A 17,458-nucleotide genomic window follows, 5' to 3' on the forward strand; every position below is an offset into this window, starting at 1 on the left:
TTTTAGAGAGCGTTAAATATGAAGATTACAAAAGAGCTACTAACCTTAAATCAGGATATCGCTGGCCAAGAGATTGGGATCCCTGTTTATTATGTAAACTGTGGAAAAGACGATGCTCCTACCGTATATATCCAAAGCGCAGTTCATGCAGCCGAAATGCAGGGTAGTGCTGTTATTTTTCAGCTATTAACCTTTTTACCTAAACTAAGCATAAATACAAACTTTATATTGGTTCCTAATTGCAATCCCTTCGGCAGAACACAAAGAGCAGGAGAGTATTTACAGGGACGCTTTGACGCGACTACGGGTAATAATTGGAATCGTTTTTATCATTATGATGAATCTTTAGTAACGAAGTTTTTAAACTCGTTAGAAGGGAGTGAATCCTTATATGATAAAGCGAATGAGAATAAAATAGTATCGGACTTTAGGCTCGCGTTAAGTAAATCCATTGAAGACTTAACAAAAGGCGAGTGGGGTATAAATACAGCGCAATATTTAAACCATAAGTTACAGTCGCTGGCCGTTAAGGCTGATTTAGTCATTGATTTACATACGGGACCATCTTCTACACGACATATATATAGTCCTGACTTTTTAGTAGAGCATGCTAAGCGTTTTAATATTGAAAATATAATTTCCATACCATGCAAGTTTGCAGGTGCTTTAGACGAAGCGAGCTTTATTCCCTGGAGGCTATTACAACAAGGCCTCTGCGCAATAGGGGTAGAATTTAAATATGGCGTGAAAGCATTTACCGTTGAGCTTGGTTCTCAAGAGAACATATGTTTAACGCAAGCCTATGAAGATATGAAAGGCATATTAAACTTCCTAAACACAGAAGGGCTAGTAACTGGTAACCCTAAAATAGATGCAAACGATATAACTGTTACAGCATTAAAAAATTATAAAACACTATTTTCAAAGTACGCAGGTATGGTTGAATATCTAGCAAAAGCGGGTGATAAAGTTGAGAAAGGGCAAACTATAGCTCGAGTACTAAATTCCTTAGAGTTTGATAATGACAGAGGACTGCTAGAGATTAAATCTCCAAGCTCTGGTATTGTTATACTTCACTACCCCTCAGCTGCAGTTCAGGTTGGCACTCAGCTTTATAAAATAGCAACCGATGCATAAATAAAGGTTTTTAAGAATGAAAGTTAGTTTTATTGGTTTAGGCGTTATGGGCTTCCCAATGGCTGGTCATTTAGCTCAAGCTGGGCTTGATGTGACTGTATTTAACCGAACAGAATCAAAATCTATAGCATGGACCGAGGCTTATAAAGGCGATTACAAAACGACGCCAAAATTAGCGGTAGAACATTCTGACATCGTCTTTATTTGTGTTGGTAATGATGATGATCTAAGACAAGTGATGTTAGGGAAAGACGGTATTCTTGCTGGTGCTAAAACTAACGCTGTCATTGTTGACCATACGACTACCTCAGCCGATGTAGCACGAGAGCTAAGCGCAATTTGTTCGGAGCAACAAATATCGTTTTTCGATGCTCCAGTATCTGGTGGTCAAGCTGGAGCTGAGAATGGACAACTTACGGTGATGATGGGTGGTAAAGAGTCTGACTTCAACAAGATTGAGCCAGTCATTAAACACTTTTCCAAGTTTGTAAAGCTAATGGGAGAAGTGGGTTCAGGACAGTTAACAAAAATGGTTAATCAAATTTGCATAGCTGGTGTTGTACAAGGCGTTGCTGAAGGGTTACATTTTGCTCGGTCGGCAGGCTTAAATGGTGTTGATGTTGTAGAGGTGATTTCTAAAGGAGCCGCCGGTAGTTGGCAAATGGACAATCGTCATAATACCATGTGGCAAGGGCAGTATGACTTCGGCTTTGCAGTAGATTGGATGCGTAAAGATTTAGGCATTGCGTTAGATGAAGCTAAGAGAAACAAATCTACTTTACCCCTTACTTCACTTGTCGATCAGTTTTATGCTGATGTTCAAAATATGGGCGGTAATCGCTGGGATACCTCTAGCCTAATGGCAAGACTAGAGGTGCATAGAAAGTAAAAGTTACCTGTAACAACCAAATACTGTTTTTGAGTTTGTATTGTGGTGGTGTAGTTAGACCTGTTTGTTTACCTACACTTTATATTTATCAATAAACGAATGTAATATAACCGCCTGTTTGGATATGTTCTCACTGCTTGCTGCATTTTCTTTTGCTCGTTGGAAAGAGTCATCTGCAACATCTCTAATAGCGACTACGTTCTGGTTTACTTCCTCGGCTACTTTACTTTGTTGCTCAATGGCAGTGGCAATCTGAGTGTTCATATCCATTATTGATTTAACATCTTGGGTAATGGAAACAAGTTTCTCACCAGCTTCACCTGCTCTTTGGGTAGATGTACTACCCTGTTCTTGGCACTGGTCGATAACACTAACTATTCCACCAATCCTTGACTGCAGAGACGTCACTATATTTTCAATTTCTTTGGTAGATTCTTGGGTTCTCATTGCTAACGTTCTTACCTCATCGGCAACAACCGCAAAACCTCGACCATGCTCACCAGCTCGAGCTGCTTCAATAGCAGCGTTTAAAGCTAGTAAGTTAGTTTGTTCAGCAATACCACGAATAACGTCGAGAACAGAGCCAACATTTTTACTTTCTTCAGCCAGTGCATTTACATCACTCACTGCGGTATCTAGCTTGTCAGAAAGGAATCGAATGCTTTCAATTGTCATGTTAACTTGAGTAGAGCCTTGCTCGGCATTTTCATTACTACTGAGCGCTTTGCTAGCCGCATCTTCTGTATTCGCAACAATCTCTTTTATCGTAGCGCCCATTTCTGTTACTGCAGCCGCAACTGACTCAGTTTCTCGTAGTTGGATGTCTAACGATGTCTGATTATCTGTTGAATTTGAAACTAGTGATCTTGTAGCTTCATCTAGGGTTTTGACAGCATTGTTAACTCTTAAAATAAGCTCTCTAAAGTCAGAAATTAAAGAGTTAAACTGTCTACCCATAGCTGATAGTTCGTCTTCGCCTTCGAATTCATGACTTTGAGTCAAGTCGTTTGTGTTCCTTACCGCGTCAATAGTTGACGAAATTTGTTGAATAGGACCTAGTACTTTTCTGCTTGTTACAAAGGTTGAAGACATAATAATACCAACGAGTACCACAAATAGTGCAAAACCGAATATTTGTGTTTGCAGCTGCTTTGCTTCAATACCTTCAGAGATATTTGACTCCATAACTTCCTGGGTCTTCCTAAGTATGGTTTTTGCTTCTGCCAGTTCGCCTCGGACTCCACTTTCGCTGTTGAGACCAATTTCTTTTTGCGCATTCACCAAATTTACAAATTTTACTTGATAGTCACTCAATAGGCCCTTGATCTTATTTTGTGTTGACCCGTCGATATCTGTGCTTGAAAGGTTGTTCCTGAGAGTATCAATGCCGTCGTTAAACTTACCTAAGTACTTTTCATCAAACCGCAACATAAAGTCTTTCTCGGACCGTCTTAGTTGCAATATGTCTACCAACAGCATGTAACTGTTTTGTTCCTTTAAAATGGTCTCTATGTTGTGCACAGCTCCTCTAAGCTCACCATAAAGTGCGTCTTTTGGATGCAAGCCAATAGTTTTTTGTAGTACAACCAGTTTGTCAAATGTGGCTTTATAGCTATTTGAAGCTTTTGTAAATCGCTCTACTTGGTCGGTTTCAAACCCTTCTTCTTTTAATATTTGGCTAAACTCTGTTTTTTGAACAGATACTTCTTTATGAATTTTATTAAAGTTATCGACATGTTCGGTGTTTTTATTTTCTAGAAAAAACTTTTCCTCAATATCAAGTTGCATAATATCTCTATTAATTTTGTCGATATATTGGACTGTTTGTGTGAATTGCGAGTTTTTATAATTTGAATAAATGAGTAAAACGAGTAACAACACCATGCCCGATGCGACTAAAACGGCATTGATAAGGAGTTTTTGTTTAATACTAGTGCCCATACTAACCTTCATAAACCGTCCAAAATTAAAATAGAGTTATCTCTAAATAAAGTTAGACGATTATTGGTATTTGGCAAAAAATATTAATTATTTGAAAGGATTCGACGTGCGTTATCTAAAATAATGCCAGTCGCCATTGCTACGTTTAAAGATTCGGAATGTCCGTAGGAAGGAATTGTTACTTTTTTGGTGATCAACGAAGAGATATCGTCACTAATACCATGCGATTCATTACCCATAACAATCACGGCACTTTTTTCAAAGTTGTTGTTGTGTACGTTGTCGCCGCCGAGGAACGCACCATAGATAGGGAGGTTTATTGTTTGAAGGCTATGTTTTAGATCAACTCTATGTGTTTTGACCCGCGTAAATGCGCCCATAGTGGCACTAATCGTTTTTGGGTTGTATACGTCAGCAGTTTGTTCACTAATTAAAATATCACTAACGCCATACCAATCGGCAAGTCGAATAATAGTGCCTAGATTTCCTGGATCATTTACATCATCTAAGGCGAGTATCAAGCCTTTAGGCTGAAACGCCTCGTGAACGGGTTGTTTTACAATAGCAATAGCATCACTGTTAGCTGTTAGTGTGCTAACTTGGCTTAGTTGTTGTGCTGTGGTTTCAATTACACTGTGGTGACTTAAAAGTTTGTTATGTAGCTCTTTAAACGAATCCGTGCAGTAAATTTCTACAACTTCTAGTGTTGAACCTAAAAGCTCTAAGATGTTTTTTTCGCCCTGTACTAAAAACTCACCGGATAAGCGGCGCTGTTTTTTTGAAGACAAGGCTTTAAGGTATTTTGCTTGGTTTTTCGAAATCATAATTCGTTAGCTTACGGTATTTCTTATTAGATTAATTAAAATTCAAAATTCAAAATTCGAAGTCAAAGTCAAACTCAGTGATCAAAGCTTAGTGCGCAGTGACAGTAACTCTGGGAAAAAACTTATTTCTAGCGCCTTTTTCAAAAATGCGACGCCAGATGAACCACCAGTTCCGGCTTTATTACCAATAATACGCTGAACTGTATACATATGCTTGAATCGCCAATTCTGGAATGAGTCTTCTATATCCATTAGCTTTTCAGCTAATTCGTATAACTCAAAGTGCTTTTCAGCGTTCTGGTATACACTGACCCAAGCATTTAACACAGAGTCATTTTCAGAATAAGGTTGGTTAAAATCTCTTTCTAGAAGTTCTTTATCAACTTCGAAGCCGCGCTTGTCCATTATTTTAATGACAACGTCATAGAGGCTAGGGGACTCAGAGAGTGACATTAGTTCATCGTGAACACTTGGGTTGGCTTTATGGACTTTAATCAAATCTTGGTTTTTATTACCCAACATAAACTCTATTTTACGATAGCCATATGATTGAAATCCTGAGGACTGACCTAGATCATCACGGAATTTTAAGTAATCAACAGGGGTTAAAGTTGACAGAATATTCCACGACTGAGTGAGCTGTAAGAATATTTGTTTTACTCTTGAGATTACTTTAAACGCGGGACCAAATTGCTCACCCTCTAAAAATCGAATAGCCGCTGCCAATTCATGGCCCGCTAACTTAAGCCAAAGTTCACTTGCTTGATGTATTACAATAAAAAGCATTTCATCGTGTTCTTTACTTTGCGGATGTTGCGCCGACAAAATTTGCTCTAAATTTAAATAGTCACCATATGACATATTGTCTTTAAAGTCAGTGTGAATGGAATCTTCTAGTGGGCGATAATTATTTTGGTGAGGACAGCTCATGCTTCAAAGCTCTTATAAATTTCATTGCAGAAAGGATATCACAAAGGTCTTAAAAGTGGTTAGCGAGAAGCACCAACCACTGGAGAATTAAATGAAGTTAAGTGTCTGAAAATTTTTACTGTTTAACCACTAGTGCTTTAGGCAACCTAAACGAAAAGACGCTTCCTTCATCAATTTTACTGGTGATTTCTAACTTTGAGTTGTGATTCGCTAGGGCATGTTTAGCAATAGAAAGCCCTAAACCTGCACCACCAGTTTGCCTAGTGCGAGCTTCATCAACCCGATAAAATCGTTCGGTTAACCTTGGAATGTGTGCGGCTTCAATGCCTACGCCATCGTCCTTCACTGAAAACTTAGCTTTACCAGATTTTGTTAGTTTCCAAACAATGCTTATATTGCCGCCAAAAGGCGTATAACGTACGGCATTAAACACTAAGTTCGAAAATGCACTGCGTAATTCCGATTCATTGCCTTTAACCGTTAATGTTTCATCTATATCAAAGGTAATGTTGTGTTTGTTATTCGATAAACTGACCGCTTCATTAACGAGTATGTTTAACATCCTTGGAATATTTAACGTAACAATGTCGGCCGGCGTGTCCTGTCTTTCCATTTTAGAAAGGGATAACAATTGTGATACTAAATCATCCATGCGTGTGGTTTGTTCAACCATCATGGTATGTGCTTTATCCCACATTGCTGAGTCAATTCCTTCTAAATCCTCAGTCATTTCTAGATAACCACGCATTACAGTAAGTGGTGTTTTAAGCTCGTGAGAAACGTTGGCGATAAAGTCCTTTCTCATTTGTTCTAATTGATGCAGCTCGGTGATGTCTCGGACTATGAGCGTCCACTTATCAGACTCAAAGGGAACAACACGTATCTCATAAACATGAGTATCATTAGTAGGTGACGGTATTTCAAGGGGTTCTTGATATGCTTGATCGTCAAGATAGTCAATAAACTCAGGCATACGAATCAAATTATCAATCCGTATCCCTTTGTCTGCTGGCCATTTCAGATGCAGCATATTTTGAGAAATTTTATTACACCAAAATATACGGCGTTCGTTATCATAAATAACGACACCGTCGGGCAATGATTCTGCACCTAATCTGAAGCGTCTAACTAAACCAGTTAACTCATTACGTTTTTTAGCATTTCGGCGTTGCTGTGTATAAATACCTTCAAATACATTAGACCAAATACCTAATGCTTTTGGAGGGTATATGCCACGCTGTTGCCAAAGCCACTTTGAAAGCTTTAATAACTGATAATAATGAGTGGTAATTATTATTATACAAAAGAGGATTGTGGCGCTAAAAAAGTACCCAAATGCCTGGCCCAAAATAGCAAACGGAGCATAAATCCAAAGCAATCGAAAAATAATTTGCCAAACAGTAGGCTTTTTATACATAAAGTTAAATTAGTCCGTGCGAGTAGAAAAACGGTAACCTGAACCACGTACAGTTTGAATTAACTTGTCATGGGTTTCTAGTGCTTTTCTTAATCGGCGAATATGCACGTCAACAGTTCGGTCTTCTACGTAAGTATTAGTTCCCCAAACATTATCTAGCAATTGATCCCTGCTGTATACACGCTCTTGGTGCGTCATGAAAAAGTGCAAAAGCTTAAATTCCATTGGACCTAAGTGCAGTTCTTTTCCATCTACGGTCACTCGATGACTGATTGGGTCTAAACGTAAACCAACTATTTCAATTGGATCGTCGGTGGCGGTAGGCTGGGTGCGTCTTAATACGGCTTTAATACGAGCAATTAACTCTTTTGGAGAAAACGGCTTAGTAATATAGTCATCAGCACCAACTTCAAGGCCTTGAATTTTATCGTCTTCTTCGCTTTTTGCGGTCAGCATGATAATAGGTGTAGATTTATGGGAATCTGACTGTTTAAGCTTTTTCGCAATCTGTATGCCGCTCATATTTGGCAACATCCAGTCTAGAATTATCAATGCAGGCGACTCATGAAGCAGGGCTTGCTGTGCATCGTTGTAGCTTTCTTTTGCGATAACAGAGTAGCCATTTTGTTCTAAAACAAATGTTAGCATCTCTCTAATTGCGAACTCATCTTCAATGATTAAAATTTTACTCGACATAAAGGTATCTACCAATTTGGGTTCTTGTCTATAGTTCGAATGCTATTATTCACTTTAAATATGACGAAATTATGACAGCTTCAATTATTGTTTTCACTTTTTAATGGCCATGCCTAGATTTTCTATAATTACTTGGTGATATGCCAATGGTCTTTTTAAATAATCTCGAAAAGTAATAGGGATCATCCAGACCTACGCTTTTTGCTACATGATTAATAGAAATATCAGTAGAATCTAAAAGTTTGCATGCTTGCTGAATCTTCAATTCTATCAGGTGTTTAATAGGACTGTTACCTATAATTTGTTGAAACTTTTTGGCGAAATAAAACTTAGATAAGCCAAAGTACTTTGCCATATCATCTAGCGTTAATGGTTGGTCTATGTTGTCATTAAAGTAGGTTTGTATAGACCGTTCTGACAAGTTTCGGTTGTTTGCTAAAGAGATAATTGGTCTTTGTAATGTAATCAAACTGAAAATTTTCTTTAACATATTTGACGCAACAAAAAAACGATTTAGCTGGTAACCCAAGTGTCTTGACTCAATTAGTTGTTTAAACTCATCGATAACTATTTTAGGCTCTGTGAGGGTAATTTTAAGGCTTAATTTATCTACGCCAATAATATCCATGAACTCCTCAAACATATGCCCATCAACATGCGCCCAATAGATAGACCAAGGCTCTTTTTTACTCGCTTTATAGTGGTGTGCTACGCCTTTGGGTAGGAAAATGATGTCATTCTTTGACATGTTGTAGACTTTGTTTCCCACAATCACTTTGCCGTGACCATCAACACAACACAGGACTAAGTGGTCATCATGATTTATTCTCTTGATTTCATGTCCAATGGCTCGCTCGTAAAAACCAAAGGCTAGTGGGCAAAGGCCACGGGATATTGCGCTGACTTGCAGTTCTTTGATCATAGGCCTAGGTACTAAAAACCGAACGCTTGATTTAGGAAGTGGCCAATTTGAGGTAATGCTCATGGAATTACAAAAGTGATTATTAATACCAAGATAGTCCATCAAAAAAGCAATTTAATCAATTTCTTTAGCTATTTTTCTCTGATTTAATGAGCTCAATCTTTATAAAGGCCATGTCAAAATTCCTATGGCCAACAAATACTAATAAGAGGCAATGTCATGAAACAGGTTCCTTTATTCATTAATGGTGAGTGGGTTGAATCAACATCAACTCGTAAAATCGACGTTACTAACCCAGCGACTCAAGAAGTTATCGCGCAAGTACCATGTGCATCACCGTCTGAAATGGACGCAGCTATTGAAAGTGCTAAAGCGACTTTTAAAACGTGGAAAGAGGTGGCTATCTCTGAAAGAGCGCGGGTGATGATGCGTTACGCACACTTGTTAAAAGAGCACCAAGAAGAGTTAGCCAATATAATCTGTGAAGAGTTAGGTAAAACTCATGAAGATGCAATGGGCGATGTTTGGAGAGGCATTGAAGTTGTAGAACATGCGGCAAACATTCCATCAATGATGATGGGCGAAACTGTTGAAAACGTTGCTCGAAATATTGATACATATAGTTACACGCAACCTCTAGGTGTTTGTGTTGGTATAACCCCATTTAACTTCCCAGCTATGATCCCTTTATGGATGTTCCCGTTAGCAGTAGCCTGCGGTAATACATTTATTCTTAAGCCGTCAGAGCAAGATCCTCTATGTCCTACTCGTTTAGTTGAATTATTTGAAGAAGCTGGCGCGCCAAAAGGTGTGCTGCAAGTTGTTCATGGTGACAAAGAGCAAGTTGACCGTTTATTACATGAACCAGAAGTTAAAGCGATTTCTTTTGTTGGTTCAGTAGGCGTTGGCCAATACATTTATAAAACTGGTACTGACAACATGAAGCGCGTGCAAGCGTTCCTTGGTGCAAAAAACCACATGGTCGTTATGCCGGATGCTAATAAAAATGCAGTGATCAACAACATTGTTGGTGCATCGGTAGGCGCTGCAGGACAACGTTGTATGGCAATTTCAGTGGCTGTATTTGTTGGTGAAGCTAAAGAGTGGATCCCAGAAATTCGTGAGAAACTGGCTGCGGTTAGACCGGGTCACTATTCCGATCCTGAAGCGGCTTATGGCCCTCAGATTACGCCTCAAGCTAAACAGAGAATTGAAGGTTTAATTGAGCAAGGTAAAAAAGAAGGCGCAAATTGCGTATTAGACGGGTCAAACTTCAGCGTTGAAGGTTATCCAAATGGTAACTGGGTTGGCCCAACTATGTTCACAGATGTTTCTGCAGACATGGAAATATATAAACAAGAAATATTTGGTCCTGTATTTTTAACCATGAATGTAGATACGTTGGATGATGCCATTGAGTTAATTAATAACAATCCTTATGGCAATGGTACTTCTATCTTTACTTCATCTGGCGGTGCAGCAAGAAAGTATCAACATAATATAGAAGTTGGCCAGGTGGGAATTAACATTCCAATTCCAGTACCACTACCGTTCTTTTCATTTACAGGTTGGAAAGGCTCATTTGCTGGTGATCAACATGCCTATGGTAAGCAAGCCGTAAAATTCTACACAGAAACTAAAACCATTACTGCTCGTTGGTTTGAAGATGACGTTGCCGCATCAGCCGGTCCAAATATGTCAATCACACTGAAGTAAGTCGTCGATACGAAACAAAAGTGGTGCTTAAAAATAATAAACGCAGAATAAATAATAAGCGTATATAAGTGCCACTTGTCATTAAATGACAAATATCAATTATAGGGGATAAGCATGAACTTTGATTTAAATGATGATCAGCGAGCGTTTATAGACTTAGCAAAACAGTTTTCTGATGCTGAGCTTGCTCCAAATGCGGCTAAATGGGACGCAGAACATATTTTTCCAAAAGACGTTATGAAAAAAGCCGGAGAGCTTGGTTTCTGCGGTTTATATTCGCCTGAAGATGAAGGCGGTATGGGATTGTCGCGTTTAGATTCGTCGTTAATTTTTGAAGAGCTTTCAAAGGGCTGTACCGCAACCACCGCTATGTTAACAATTCATAATATGGCAACGTGGATGATTGCAACTTGGGGGACGGATTCGATAAAAGAAAAGTGGTGCCCAACCTTAGTTATGGGCGAGCAACTTGCATCGTATTGCCTTACAGAACCAGGAGCTGGTTCAGACGCTGCTTCATTAAGAACTTCAGCTAAAAAAGTTGGTGACGAGTATGTTATCAACGGTTCTAAAATGTTTATATCTGGCGCCGGTGAAACAGACGTTTTAGTTGTAATGGTGCGCACTGGTGGAGAAGGTCCAAAAGGAATTTCAGCTATTGTTGTGCCTGCAGGCGCAGAAGGCGTTATTTACGGCAAGGCCGAAGAAAAGTTAGGTTGGAATGCTCAACCAACAAAATTGATTACTTTTGACAATGTAAGAGTACCGGTTTCAAACTTATTGGCAAATGAGGGAGAGGGCTTTTCATTGGCAATGAAAGGACTAGATGGCGGTCGTATTAATATCGCTACTTGTTCTGTAGGTACAGCGCAACAAGCTTTAGATACGTCATTAGCATACATGAAAGAAAGAGTTCAGTTTGGTAAGCCATTAGCCGCTTTTCAAGCGCTCCAGTTTAAGTTGGCCGACATGGCTACAGAATTAGTCGCGGCAAGACAAATGGTACGTTTAGCGGCGTTTAAGTTAGATAATAATGATCCTGAAGCAACAGCATACTGTGCAATGGCGAAACGTTTCGCTACTGATATTGGTTTCCAAGTTTGTAATGAAGCGCTACAAATCCATGGTGGTTATGGTTATATCAAAGAATATCCGTTAGAGCGTCACTTCCGAGATGTTAGGGTTCATCAAATCCTTGAAGGTACTAACGAAATTATGAGATTAATCATCGCTCGTCGACTTTTAGACGATGCGGCCGCTGATATCCTATAAATAGAGGAATTTCTATGTCATCTTTATTAAATGTATCCATAGAGGGCCATATTGCCCAAGTTACTAATAACAACCCTCCTGCAAACACGTGGACATTAGATAGCCTTAAAGAGCTTAAGAACATTATTACTGAGCTTAATAGTAATAAAGCCGTTTATGCGTTGGTATTAACCGGCCAAGGTGAAAAGTTCTTTTCCGCTGGGGCAGATTTAAATGTTTTTGCCAGTGGCGATAAAGGTGTTGCCTTTGATATGGCCTCTGTTTTTGGCGAAGCGTTTGAAACGTTAAGAGATTTTAACGGCGTAACAATCGCTGCGATAAATGGTTATGCCATGGGCGGCGGTTTAGAAGTTGCGTTGGCTTGTGATATTAGAATTTGCGAAGACCAAGCTCAAATGGCATTGCCGGAAGCTAAAGTCGGTTTATTGCCTTGCGCTGGCGGTACCCAAAACTTAAGTTGGTTAGTAGGGGAAGGTTGGGCAAAACGAATGATTTTATGCGGTGAGCGAGTTGACTCTAAAACAGCATTAAAAATTGGTTTAGTAGAAGAGGTTGTTGCCAAAGGCGGATCATTAGAAGCTGCGATGAAGTTAGCTCAACAAACTTCGCAACAAAGCCCAACGTCAATTACGGCTTGTAAGCAGCTTATTCAAGCAGGCCGAGCGGCTTCTATTAATAGTGCATTGCCACTGGAACGAGAGTTATTTGTTAGTTTGTTTAACTCAAAAGACCAAAAAGAGGGTGTTAATGCATTTTTAGAAAAACGCGCTCCAGTTTGGTTAAACGAATAAGGAACGGTTATGACCAGCCCAGTTTTATTTAGAACATTAGAATCGGTTAATGACAAAAAGATTGCCATTGCCACGTTAAATAGCGAAAAGTCCTTAAACGCGCTGAGTTTAGAAATGGTGGACTTGTTATATAGCCAACTTGTTGCTTGGAAAGACGACAGTGATATCGCGCTGGTTATATTGGAAGGCGCGGGTGAAAAAGCGTTTTGTGCCGGTGGTGATGTAGTGCAGCTATATAAAGCAGCAAAACAAGCAGGGCCAGGAAATATTGCAAAAGATGTCGAGACGTTTTTCGCTAGAGAGTACAGACTAGATCACTTAATTCATACATTCCAAAAGCCATTTTTATTATGGGGTCACGGAATTGTTATGGGCGGTGGACTAGGTTTATTAGCGGGAGCTAGCCATCGTGTTGTGACCGAAAAGTCTAGAATCGCGATGCCGGAAATAACCATTGGTCTATATCCTGACGTGGGTGGAAGTCACTTTCTAAATAATATGCCTAACGGTTGTGGGCTATTTCTAGGATTAACGGGAGCCTCTATAAATGCAGCCGATGCTAAGTTTGTAAAGTTGGCCGACCATTTTGTGTCATCGAACTCTAAGGTTGCTGTAGTAGAAGAGCTTCTATTAGTGAAGTGGGGTGATACCAATATACTTAATCACCAGAAATTAACGGATGTTTTGAAAGGCTTCGAAGATAAAGATAAGTCAATAATGCCAGAAGGCAATATTGCAAAGTTTGAAGATTTCATGATGGACTTAGACAAATGCGAATCGGCAAACACTGCCATCGTAAATATTTTAGATCACAAATCAGAAGACCGTTGGTTCAACAAAGCGCAGGCTTCTTTGGCTCATGGCAGTCCGCTAAGTGCAAAGTTAATTCATAAGCAAATAAAAGAAGGCAAAGGCTTATCATTAGCTGCGGCTTTTAAGATGGAATTAGGTTTATCCGTAAAGTGTGCAGCAGAAGGTGACTTCCCTGAAGGCGTTCGCGCGCTATTAATAGATAAAGACAATAGTCCACAGTGGAAGTTCGCAACCATTCACGACGTTCCAGATACCCTTGTAAATTCATTTTTTGATGAAATTTGGGCATCTGAATCTCACCCTCTAAAAATGTTATAGGACATAGGTGAATAAAATGGAAAAGATCAGTTTTTTTGGTTTGGGTAATATGGGCGGCCCTATGGCTGCAAATTTAGTTCGTGCTGGGTATGAAGTTTGTGTTTTTGATTTAGTACCATCTGCAGTAGAAGAGTTGGTTAACCTTGGAGCGACAAAAGCTGAAACACCGGAAGAAGTAGTTAAAGGAGCTAATGTCATAATTTCAATGTTGCCAGCGGGTAAACATGTTGCCAGTTTGTATGAAGGCTTAATAGGAAGTTCAGAACCTACTAATGCAAATCTAAGTAAAGGTGCGTTAGTAATTGATTGTTCGACAATTGATGCAGGAACTATTCAGTCACTTTCTGTTAAGTTGGAGCAAATTGGTGTGAACTGTATCGACGCACCTGTATCTGGTGGTGTGGCCGGAGCTACTAATGGTACGCTTAGCTTTATGGTTGGCGGTAACGAAAAATCATTCAATCAAGCAAAGTCGTTATTAGAAGTAATGGGTAAGAATGTCTTTCATGCTGGTGATGTAGGTGCAGGCCAAATCGCAAAGGTTTGTAATAATATGCTTCTTAGTATTCTGATGGTGGGAACGTCGGAAGCGTTACAACTTGGAATAGATAATGGTTTAGATCCAAAAGTCCTATCAGAGATTATGTCGAATAGCTCAGGTAGTAACTGGACTTTAGATGTTTATAACCCTTGCCCAGGTGTTCAAGAAACTGCACCTGCTAGCAATGATTACAAACCAGGGTTCATGACTAACTTGATGTTAAAAGATTTAGGTTTGGCGATGGATACTGCGGTCAATTCTGGTTCGGCAACGCCGATGGGCTCATTGACTCGTAATATGTACGCTTTACATCAAAAACTGGGGAATGGTGACTTAGACTTTTCTAGTATTTTTAAGCAGTTCAGTCAAAAGTAAGGCTTTAACTAATATAAAGTAGCTTAACTACTCAAAGTTATTAGCTTTATAGATAATATTAAGTAGGGGAATCCCTTAGGCCTCTACTTAATAAAATTTCCCTCATTTCTGCTTGTCATATCCAGAGGGAATAACAAAGGAAACCTATGCAACCTTATGTTCGGCTCGCTCTATAGAGCCAATACGTATGTGTTTTAGGCAAAAACCTCTATTTTAATCTTGCTTTATTGATGTTTTGTACAATACTTAATCGTTCAGTCACATTTTAGAGGATTAATGTGAAAAAGTGCTTGCGCAATTTCTAAAACTCCCTAAAATGCGTCCTCGTTGTCAGGGAGACACCAAACGGCTTGAAACGTAAAGTGAAGGTGGTTTGGATTGACTCAAAACGGTTTAGAAAGCTTCTTCAAAATACTGAAAAAGATTTACTAAAAACGTTGACAACGAATTAGGGAAGTGTAGAATGCGCTTCCCGGTTGAGACAGAGTCGAGACCAAGAGCAGAAAGGCTCTAAACGTTCTTTAACAATTTGTAATTAATTATNCAATGACTATTAACATTGCAGCTGGTTCCAAATAACATTAAGTAGAGTGATTTTTAATCAAAACTGACTGTTGTCGTATGAAAACAACCCATATCGATACATATTTAGCCGAACAACAAGAAAAACATACTTTTTTAACAAAAGCGCTTGCGCAACGTAATTAGATCTCTATAATGCGTCCTCGTTGTCAGGGAGACATCAAACGGCTTGAAACGTTAAGTGAAGGTGGTTTGGATTGACTCAAAACGGTTTAGAAAACTTTATCAAAACATTGAAAAAGATTTACTAAAAACGTTGACAACGAATTAGGGAAGTGTAGAATTCGCCTCCCGGTTGAGACAGAGTCGAGACCAAGAGCAGAAAGGCTCTAAACGTTCTTTAACAATTTGTAATTAATTATTTGTGTGGGCACTCCGATGAGTAGTAACAAAACACACTAAGGTTCTTCTTCGGAAGGCAGCTTAGTACTTGTAACTATCAATTGAGTGTCTGAACGAAATTTATTTGAACAGAATTCAATGGGTAGCGATTAAACTTTTAAGTGAAGAGTTTGATCATGGCTCAGATTGAACGCTGGCGGCAGGCCTAACACATGCAAGTCGAACGGTAACAGAACTAGCTTGCTAGTTGCTGACGAGTGGCGGACGGGTGAGTAATGCTTGGGAATTTGCCTTTAGGTGGGGGACAACAGTTGGAAACGACTGCTAATACCGCATGATAGCTACGGCTCAAAGGGGGCTTCGGCTCCCGCCTTTAGAGAAGCCCAAGTGGGATTAGGTAGTTGGTGAGGTAAAGGCTCACCAAGCCCACGATCCCTAGCTGGTCTGAGAGGATGATCAGCCACACTGGAACTGAGACACGGTCCAGACTCCTACGGGAGGCAGCAGTGGGGAATATTGCACAATGGGCGAAAGCCTGATGCAGCCATGCCGCGTGTGTGAAGAAGGCCTTCGGGTTGTAAAGCACTTTCAGCGAGGAGGAAAGCTTAGTCGTTAATACCGGCTAGGTGTGACGTTACTCGCAGAAGAAGCACCGGCTAACTCCGTGCCAGCAGCCGCGGTAATACGGAGGGTGCGAGCGTTAATCGGAATTACTGGGCGTAAAGCGTACGCAGGCGGCCATTTAAGTCAGATGTGAAAGCCCCGGGCTCAACCTGGGAACTGCATTTGAAACTGGATGGCTAGAGTGCGACAGAGGGTGGTAGAATTTCAGGTGTAGCGGTGAAATGCGTAGAGATCTGAAGGAATACCAATGGCGAAGGCAGCCACCTGGGTCGACACTGACGCTCATGTACGAAAGCGTGGGTAGCAAACAGGATTAGATACCCTGGTAGTCCACGCCGTAAACGATGTCTACTAGCAGTTTGGAGCTTAAGCTCTGTCTTGCGCAGCTAACGCATTAAGTAGACCGCCTGGGGAGTACGGCCGCAAGGTTAAAACTCAAATGAATTGACGGGGGCCCGCACAAGCGGTGGAGCATGTGGTTTAATTCGATGCAACGCGAAGAACCTTACCATCTCTTGACATCCAGAGAATTTAGCAGAGACGCTTTAGTGCCTTCGGGAACTCTGAGACAGGTGCTGCATGGCTGTCGTCAGCTCGTGTTGTGAAATGTTGGGTTAAGTCCCGCAACGAGCGCAACCCTTATCCTTAGTTGCCAGCACGTAATGGTGGGAACTCTAAGGAGACTGCCGGTGACAAACCGGAGGAAGGTGGGGACGACGTCAAGTCATCATGGCCCTTACGAGATGGGCTACACACGTGCTACAATGGCAAGTACAAAGGGTTGCAAACTCGCGAGAGTAAGCGGATCCCATAAAGCTTGTCGTAGTCCGGATTGGAGTCTGCAACTCGACTCCATGAAGTCGGAATCGCTAGTAATCGTGGATCAGAATGCCACGGTGAATACGTTCCCGGGCCTTGTACACACCGCCCGTCACACCATGGGAGTGGGCTGCAAAAGAAGTGGATAGCTTAACCTTCGGGAGGGCGTTCACCACTTTGTGGTTCATGACTGGGGTGAAGTCGTAACAAGGTAGCCGTAGGGGAACCTGCGGCTGGATCACCTCCTTATATACGAAGTTACACCTTCGAAGTGTTCACACAAATAATTAATTACGAATAATGAGCGAGAAAGCTGCAAGCTGTTAGCTGCATTCGAGAGTTTGTAGCATAAACGATAGGCCTGTAGCTCAGCTGGTTAGAGCGCACCCCTGATAAGGGTGAGGTCGGCAGTTCAAGTCTGCCCAGGCCTACCAAATCTAATTAACTCTGCGTTACCTTCCATCTTGTTTAGATAGTCTAAACGACGATGAAACGTGCCTTGATTTAAT

At 40.5% G+C, this 17,458-nt stretch carries 13 protein-coding genes, 1 tRNA gene and 1 rRNA gene; 9 read left to right on the forward strand and 6 right to left on the reverse strand.

The window, feature by feature from the left end; translation table 11 throughout:
* Positions 1-18 precede the first annotated feature (18 nt).
* Together ABD009_RS08210 and ABD009_RS08215 are read left to right on the forward strand one after the other, a co-directional pair.
* Positions 19-1,137, forward strand: a complete 1,119-nt coding sequence (locus ABD009_RS08210) for a succinylglutamate desuccinylase/aspartoacylase domain-containing protein (protein ID WP_343824390.1) — start codon at positions 19-21, stop codon at positions 1,135-1,137.
* Between the two features lie 16 nt (positions 1,138-1,153).
* Positions 1,154-2,026, forward strand: coding sequence for an NAD(P)-dependent oxidoreductase (locus tag ABD009_RS08215; RefSeq protein ID WP_343824392.1), 873 nt, complete (start codon positions 1,154-1,156; stop codon positions 2,024-2,026).
* Positions 2,027-2,098: 72 nt separating this feature from the next.
* Here the strand turns inward: ABD009_RS08215 and ABD009_RS08220 are convergent, their stop codons facing one another.
* The 6 genes from ABD009_RS08220 to ABD009_RS08245 form a co-directional block, all read right to left on the reverse strand.
* A complete protein-coding gene (locus ABD009_RS08220; protein WP_343824394.1) occupies positions 2,099-3,979 on the reverse strand; it encodes a methyl-accepting chemotaxis protein in 1,881 nt (626 codons plus the stop codon).
* A 71-nt stretch (positions 3,980-4,050) separates the two neighbouring features.
* Positions 4,051-4,791, reverse strand: a complete 741-nt coding sequence (locus ABD009_RS08225) for a TrmH family RNA methyltransferase (RefSeq protein WP_343824396.1) — start codon at positions 4,789-4,791, stop codon at positions 4,051-4,053.
* An 81-nt stretch (positions 4,792-4,872) separates the two neighbouring features.
* Complete coding sequence (gene kynA, locus ABD009_RS08230) at positions 4,873-5,721, reverse strand: tryptophan 2,3-dioxygenase (RefSeq protein ID WP_343824399.1); 849 nt, start codon at positions 5,719-5,721, stop codon at positions 4,873-4,875.
* 115 nt (positions 5,722-5,836) lie between these two features.
* Positions 5,837-7,138 (reverse strand): phosphate regulon sensor histidine kinase PhoR, encoded by a 1,302-nt coding sequence (gene phoR, locus ABD009_RS08235; RefSeq protein WP_343824401.1) that lies wholly within the window; start codon positions 7,136-7,138, stop codon positions 5,837-5,839.
* Between the two features lie 9 nt (positions 7,139-7,147).
* Entirely contained in the window at positions 7,148-7,834 is a 687-nt protein-coding gene (phoB, locus tag ABD009_RS08240) for a phosphate regulon transcriptional regulator PhoB (protein WP_343824403.1), read from the reverse strand.
* 100 nt (positions 7,835-7,934) lie between these two features.
* A complete protein-coding gene (locus ABD009_RS08245) occupies positions 7,935-8,756 on the reverse strand; it encodes an AraC family transcriptional regulator (RefSeq protein ID WP_343824405.1) in 822 nt (273 codons plus the stop codon).
* A gap of 219 nt (positions 8,757-8,975) precedes the next feature.
* Between ABD009_RS08245 and ABD009_RS08250 the strand changes: the two genes are divergently transcribed.
* From ABD009_RS08250 to ABD009_RS08280, 7 genes are all read left to right on the forward strand, one after another.
* A complete protein-coding gene (locus ABD009_RS08250) occupies positions 8,976-10,472 on the forward strand; it encodes a CoA-acylating methylmalonate-semialdehyde dehydrogenase (protein WP_155693604.1) in 1,497 nt (498 codons plus the stop codon).
* Between the two features lie 114 nt (positions 10,473-10,586).
* Positions 10,587-11,744, forward strand: a complete 1,158-nt coding sequence (locus ABD009_RS08255; RefSeq protein WP_343824408.1) for an acyl-CoA dehydrogenase family protein — start codon at positions 10,587-10,589, stop codon at positions 11,742-11,744.
* A 14-nt stretch (positions 11,745-11,758) separates the two neighbouring features.
* Entirely contained in the window at positions 11,759-12,535 is a 777-nt protein-coding gene (locus ABD009_RS08260) for an enoyl-CoA hydratase (protein ID WP_343824410.1), read from the forward strand.
* Positions 12,536-12,544: 9 nt separating this feature from the next.
* The gene (locus ABD009_RS08265; protein ID WP_343824412.1) at positions 12,545-13,666 is read left to right on the forward strand and encodes an enoyl-CoA hydratase/isomerase family protein; all 1,122 of its coding nucleotides are present in this window, start codon (positions 12,545-12,547) and stop codon (positions 13,664-13,666) included.
* Between the two features lie 16 nt (positions 13,667-13,682).
* Positions 13,683-14,582, forward strand: coding sequence for a 3-hydroxyisobutyrate dehydrogenase (gene mmsB, locus ABD009_RS08270; RefSeq protein ID WP_425543067.1), 900 nt, complete (start codon positions 13,683-13,685; stop codon positions 14,580-14,582).
* Positions 14,583-15,664: 1,082 nt separating this feature from the next.
* Positions 15,665-17,198, forward strand: a 16S ribosomal RNA gene (locus tag ABD009_RS08275).
* 108 nt (positions 17,199-17,306) lie between these two features.
* Positions 17,307-17,383 (forward strand) — tRNA-Ile (locus tag ABD009_RS08280).
* Positions 17,384-17,458 lie beyond the last annotated feature (75 nt).

This window comes from Psychrosphaera haliotis (genome assembly GCF_039523615.1).
Taxonomy (GTDB): domain Bacteria; phylum Pseudomonadota; class Gammaproteobacteria; order Enterobacterales; family Alteromonadaceae; genus Psychrosphaera; species Psychrosphaera haliotis.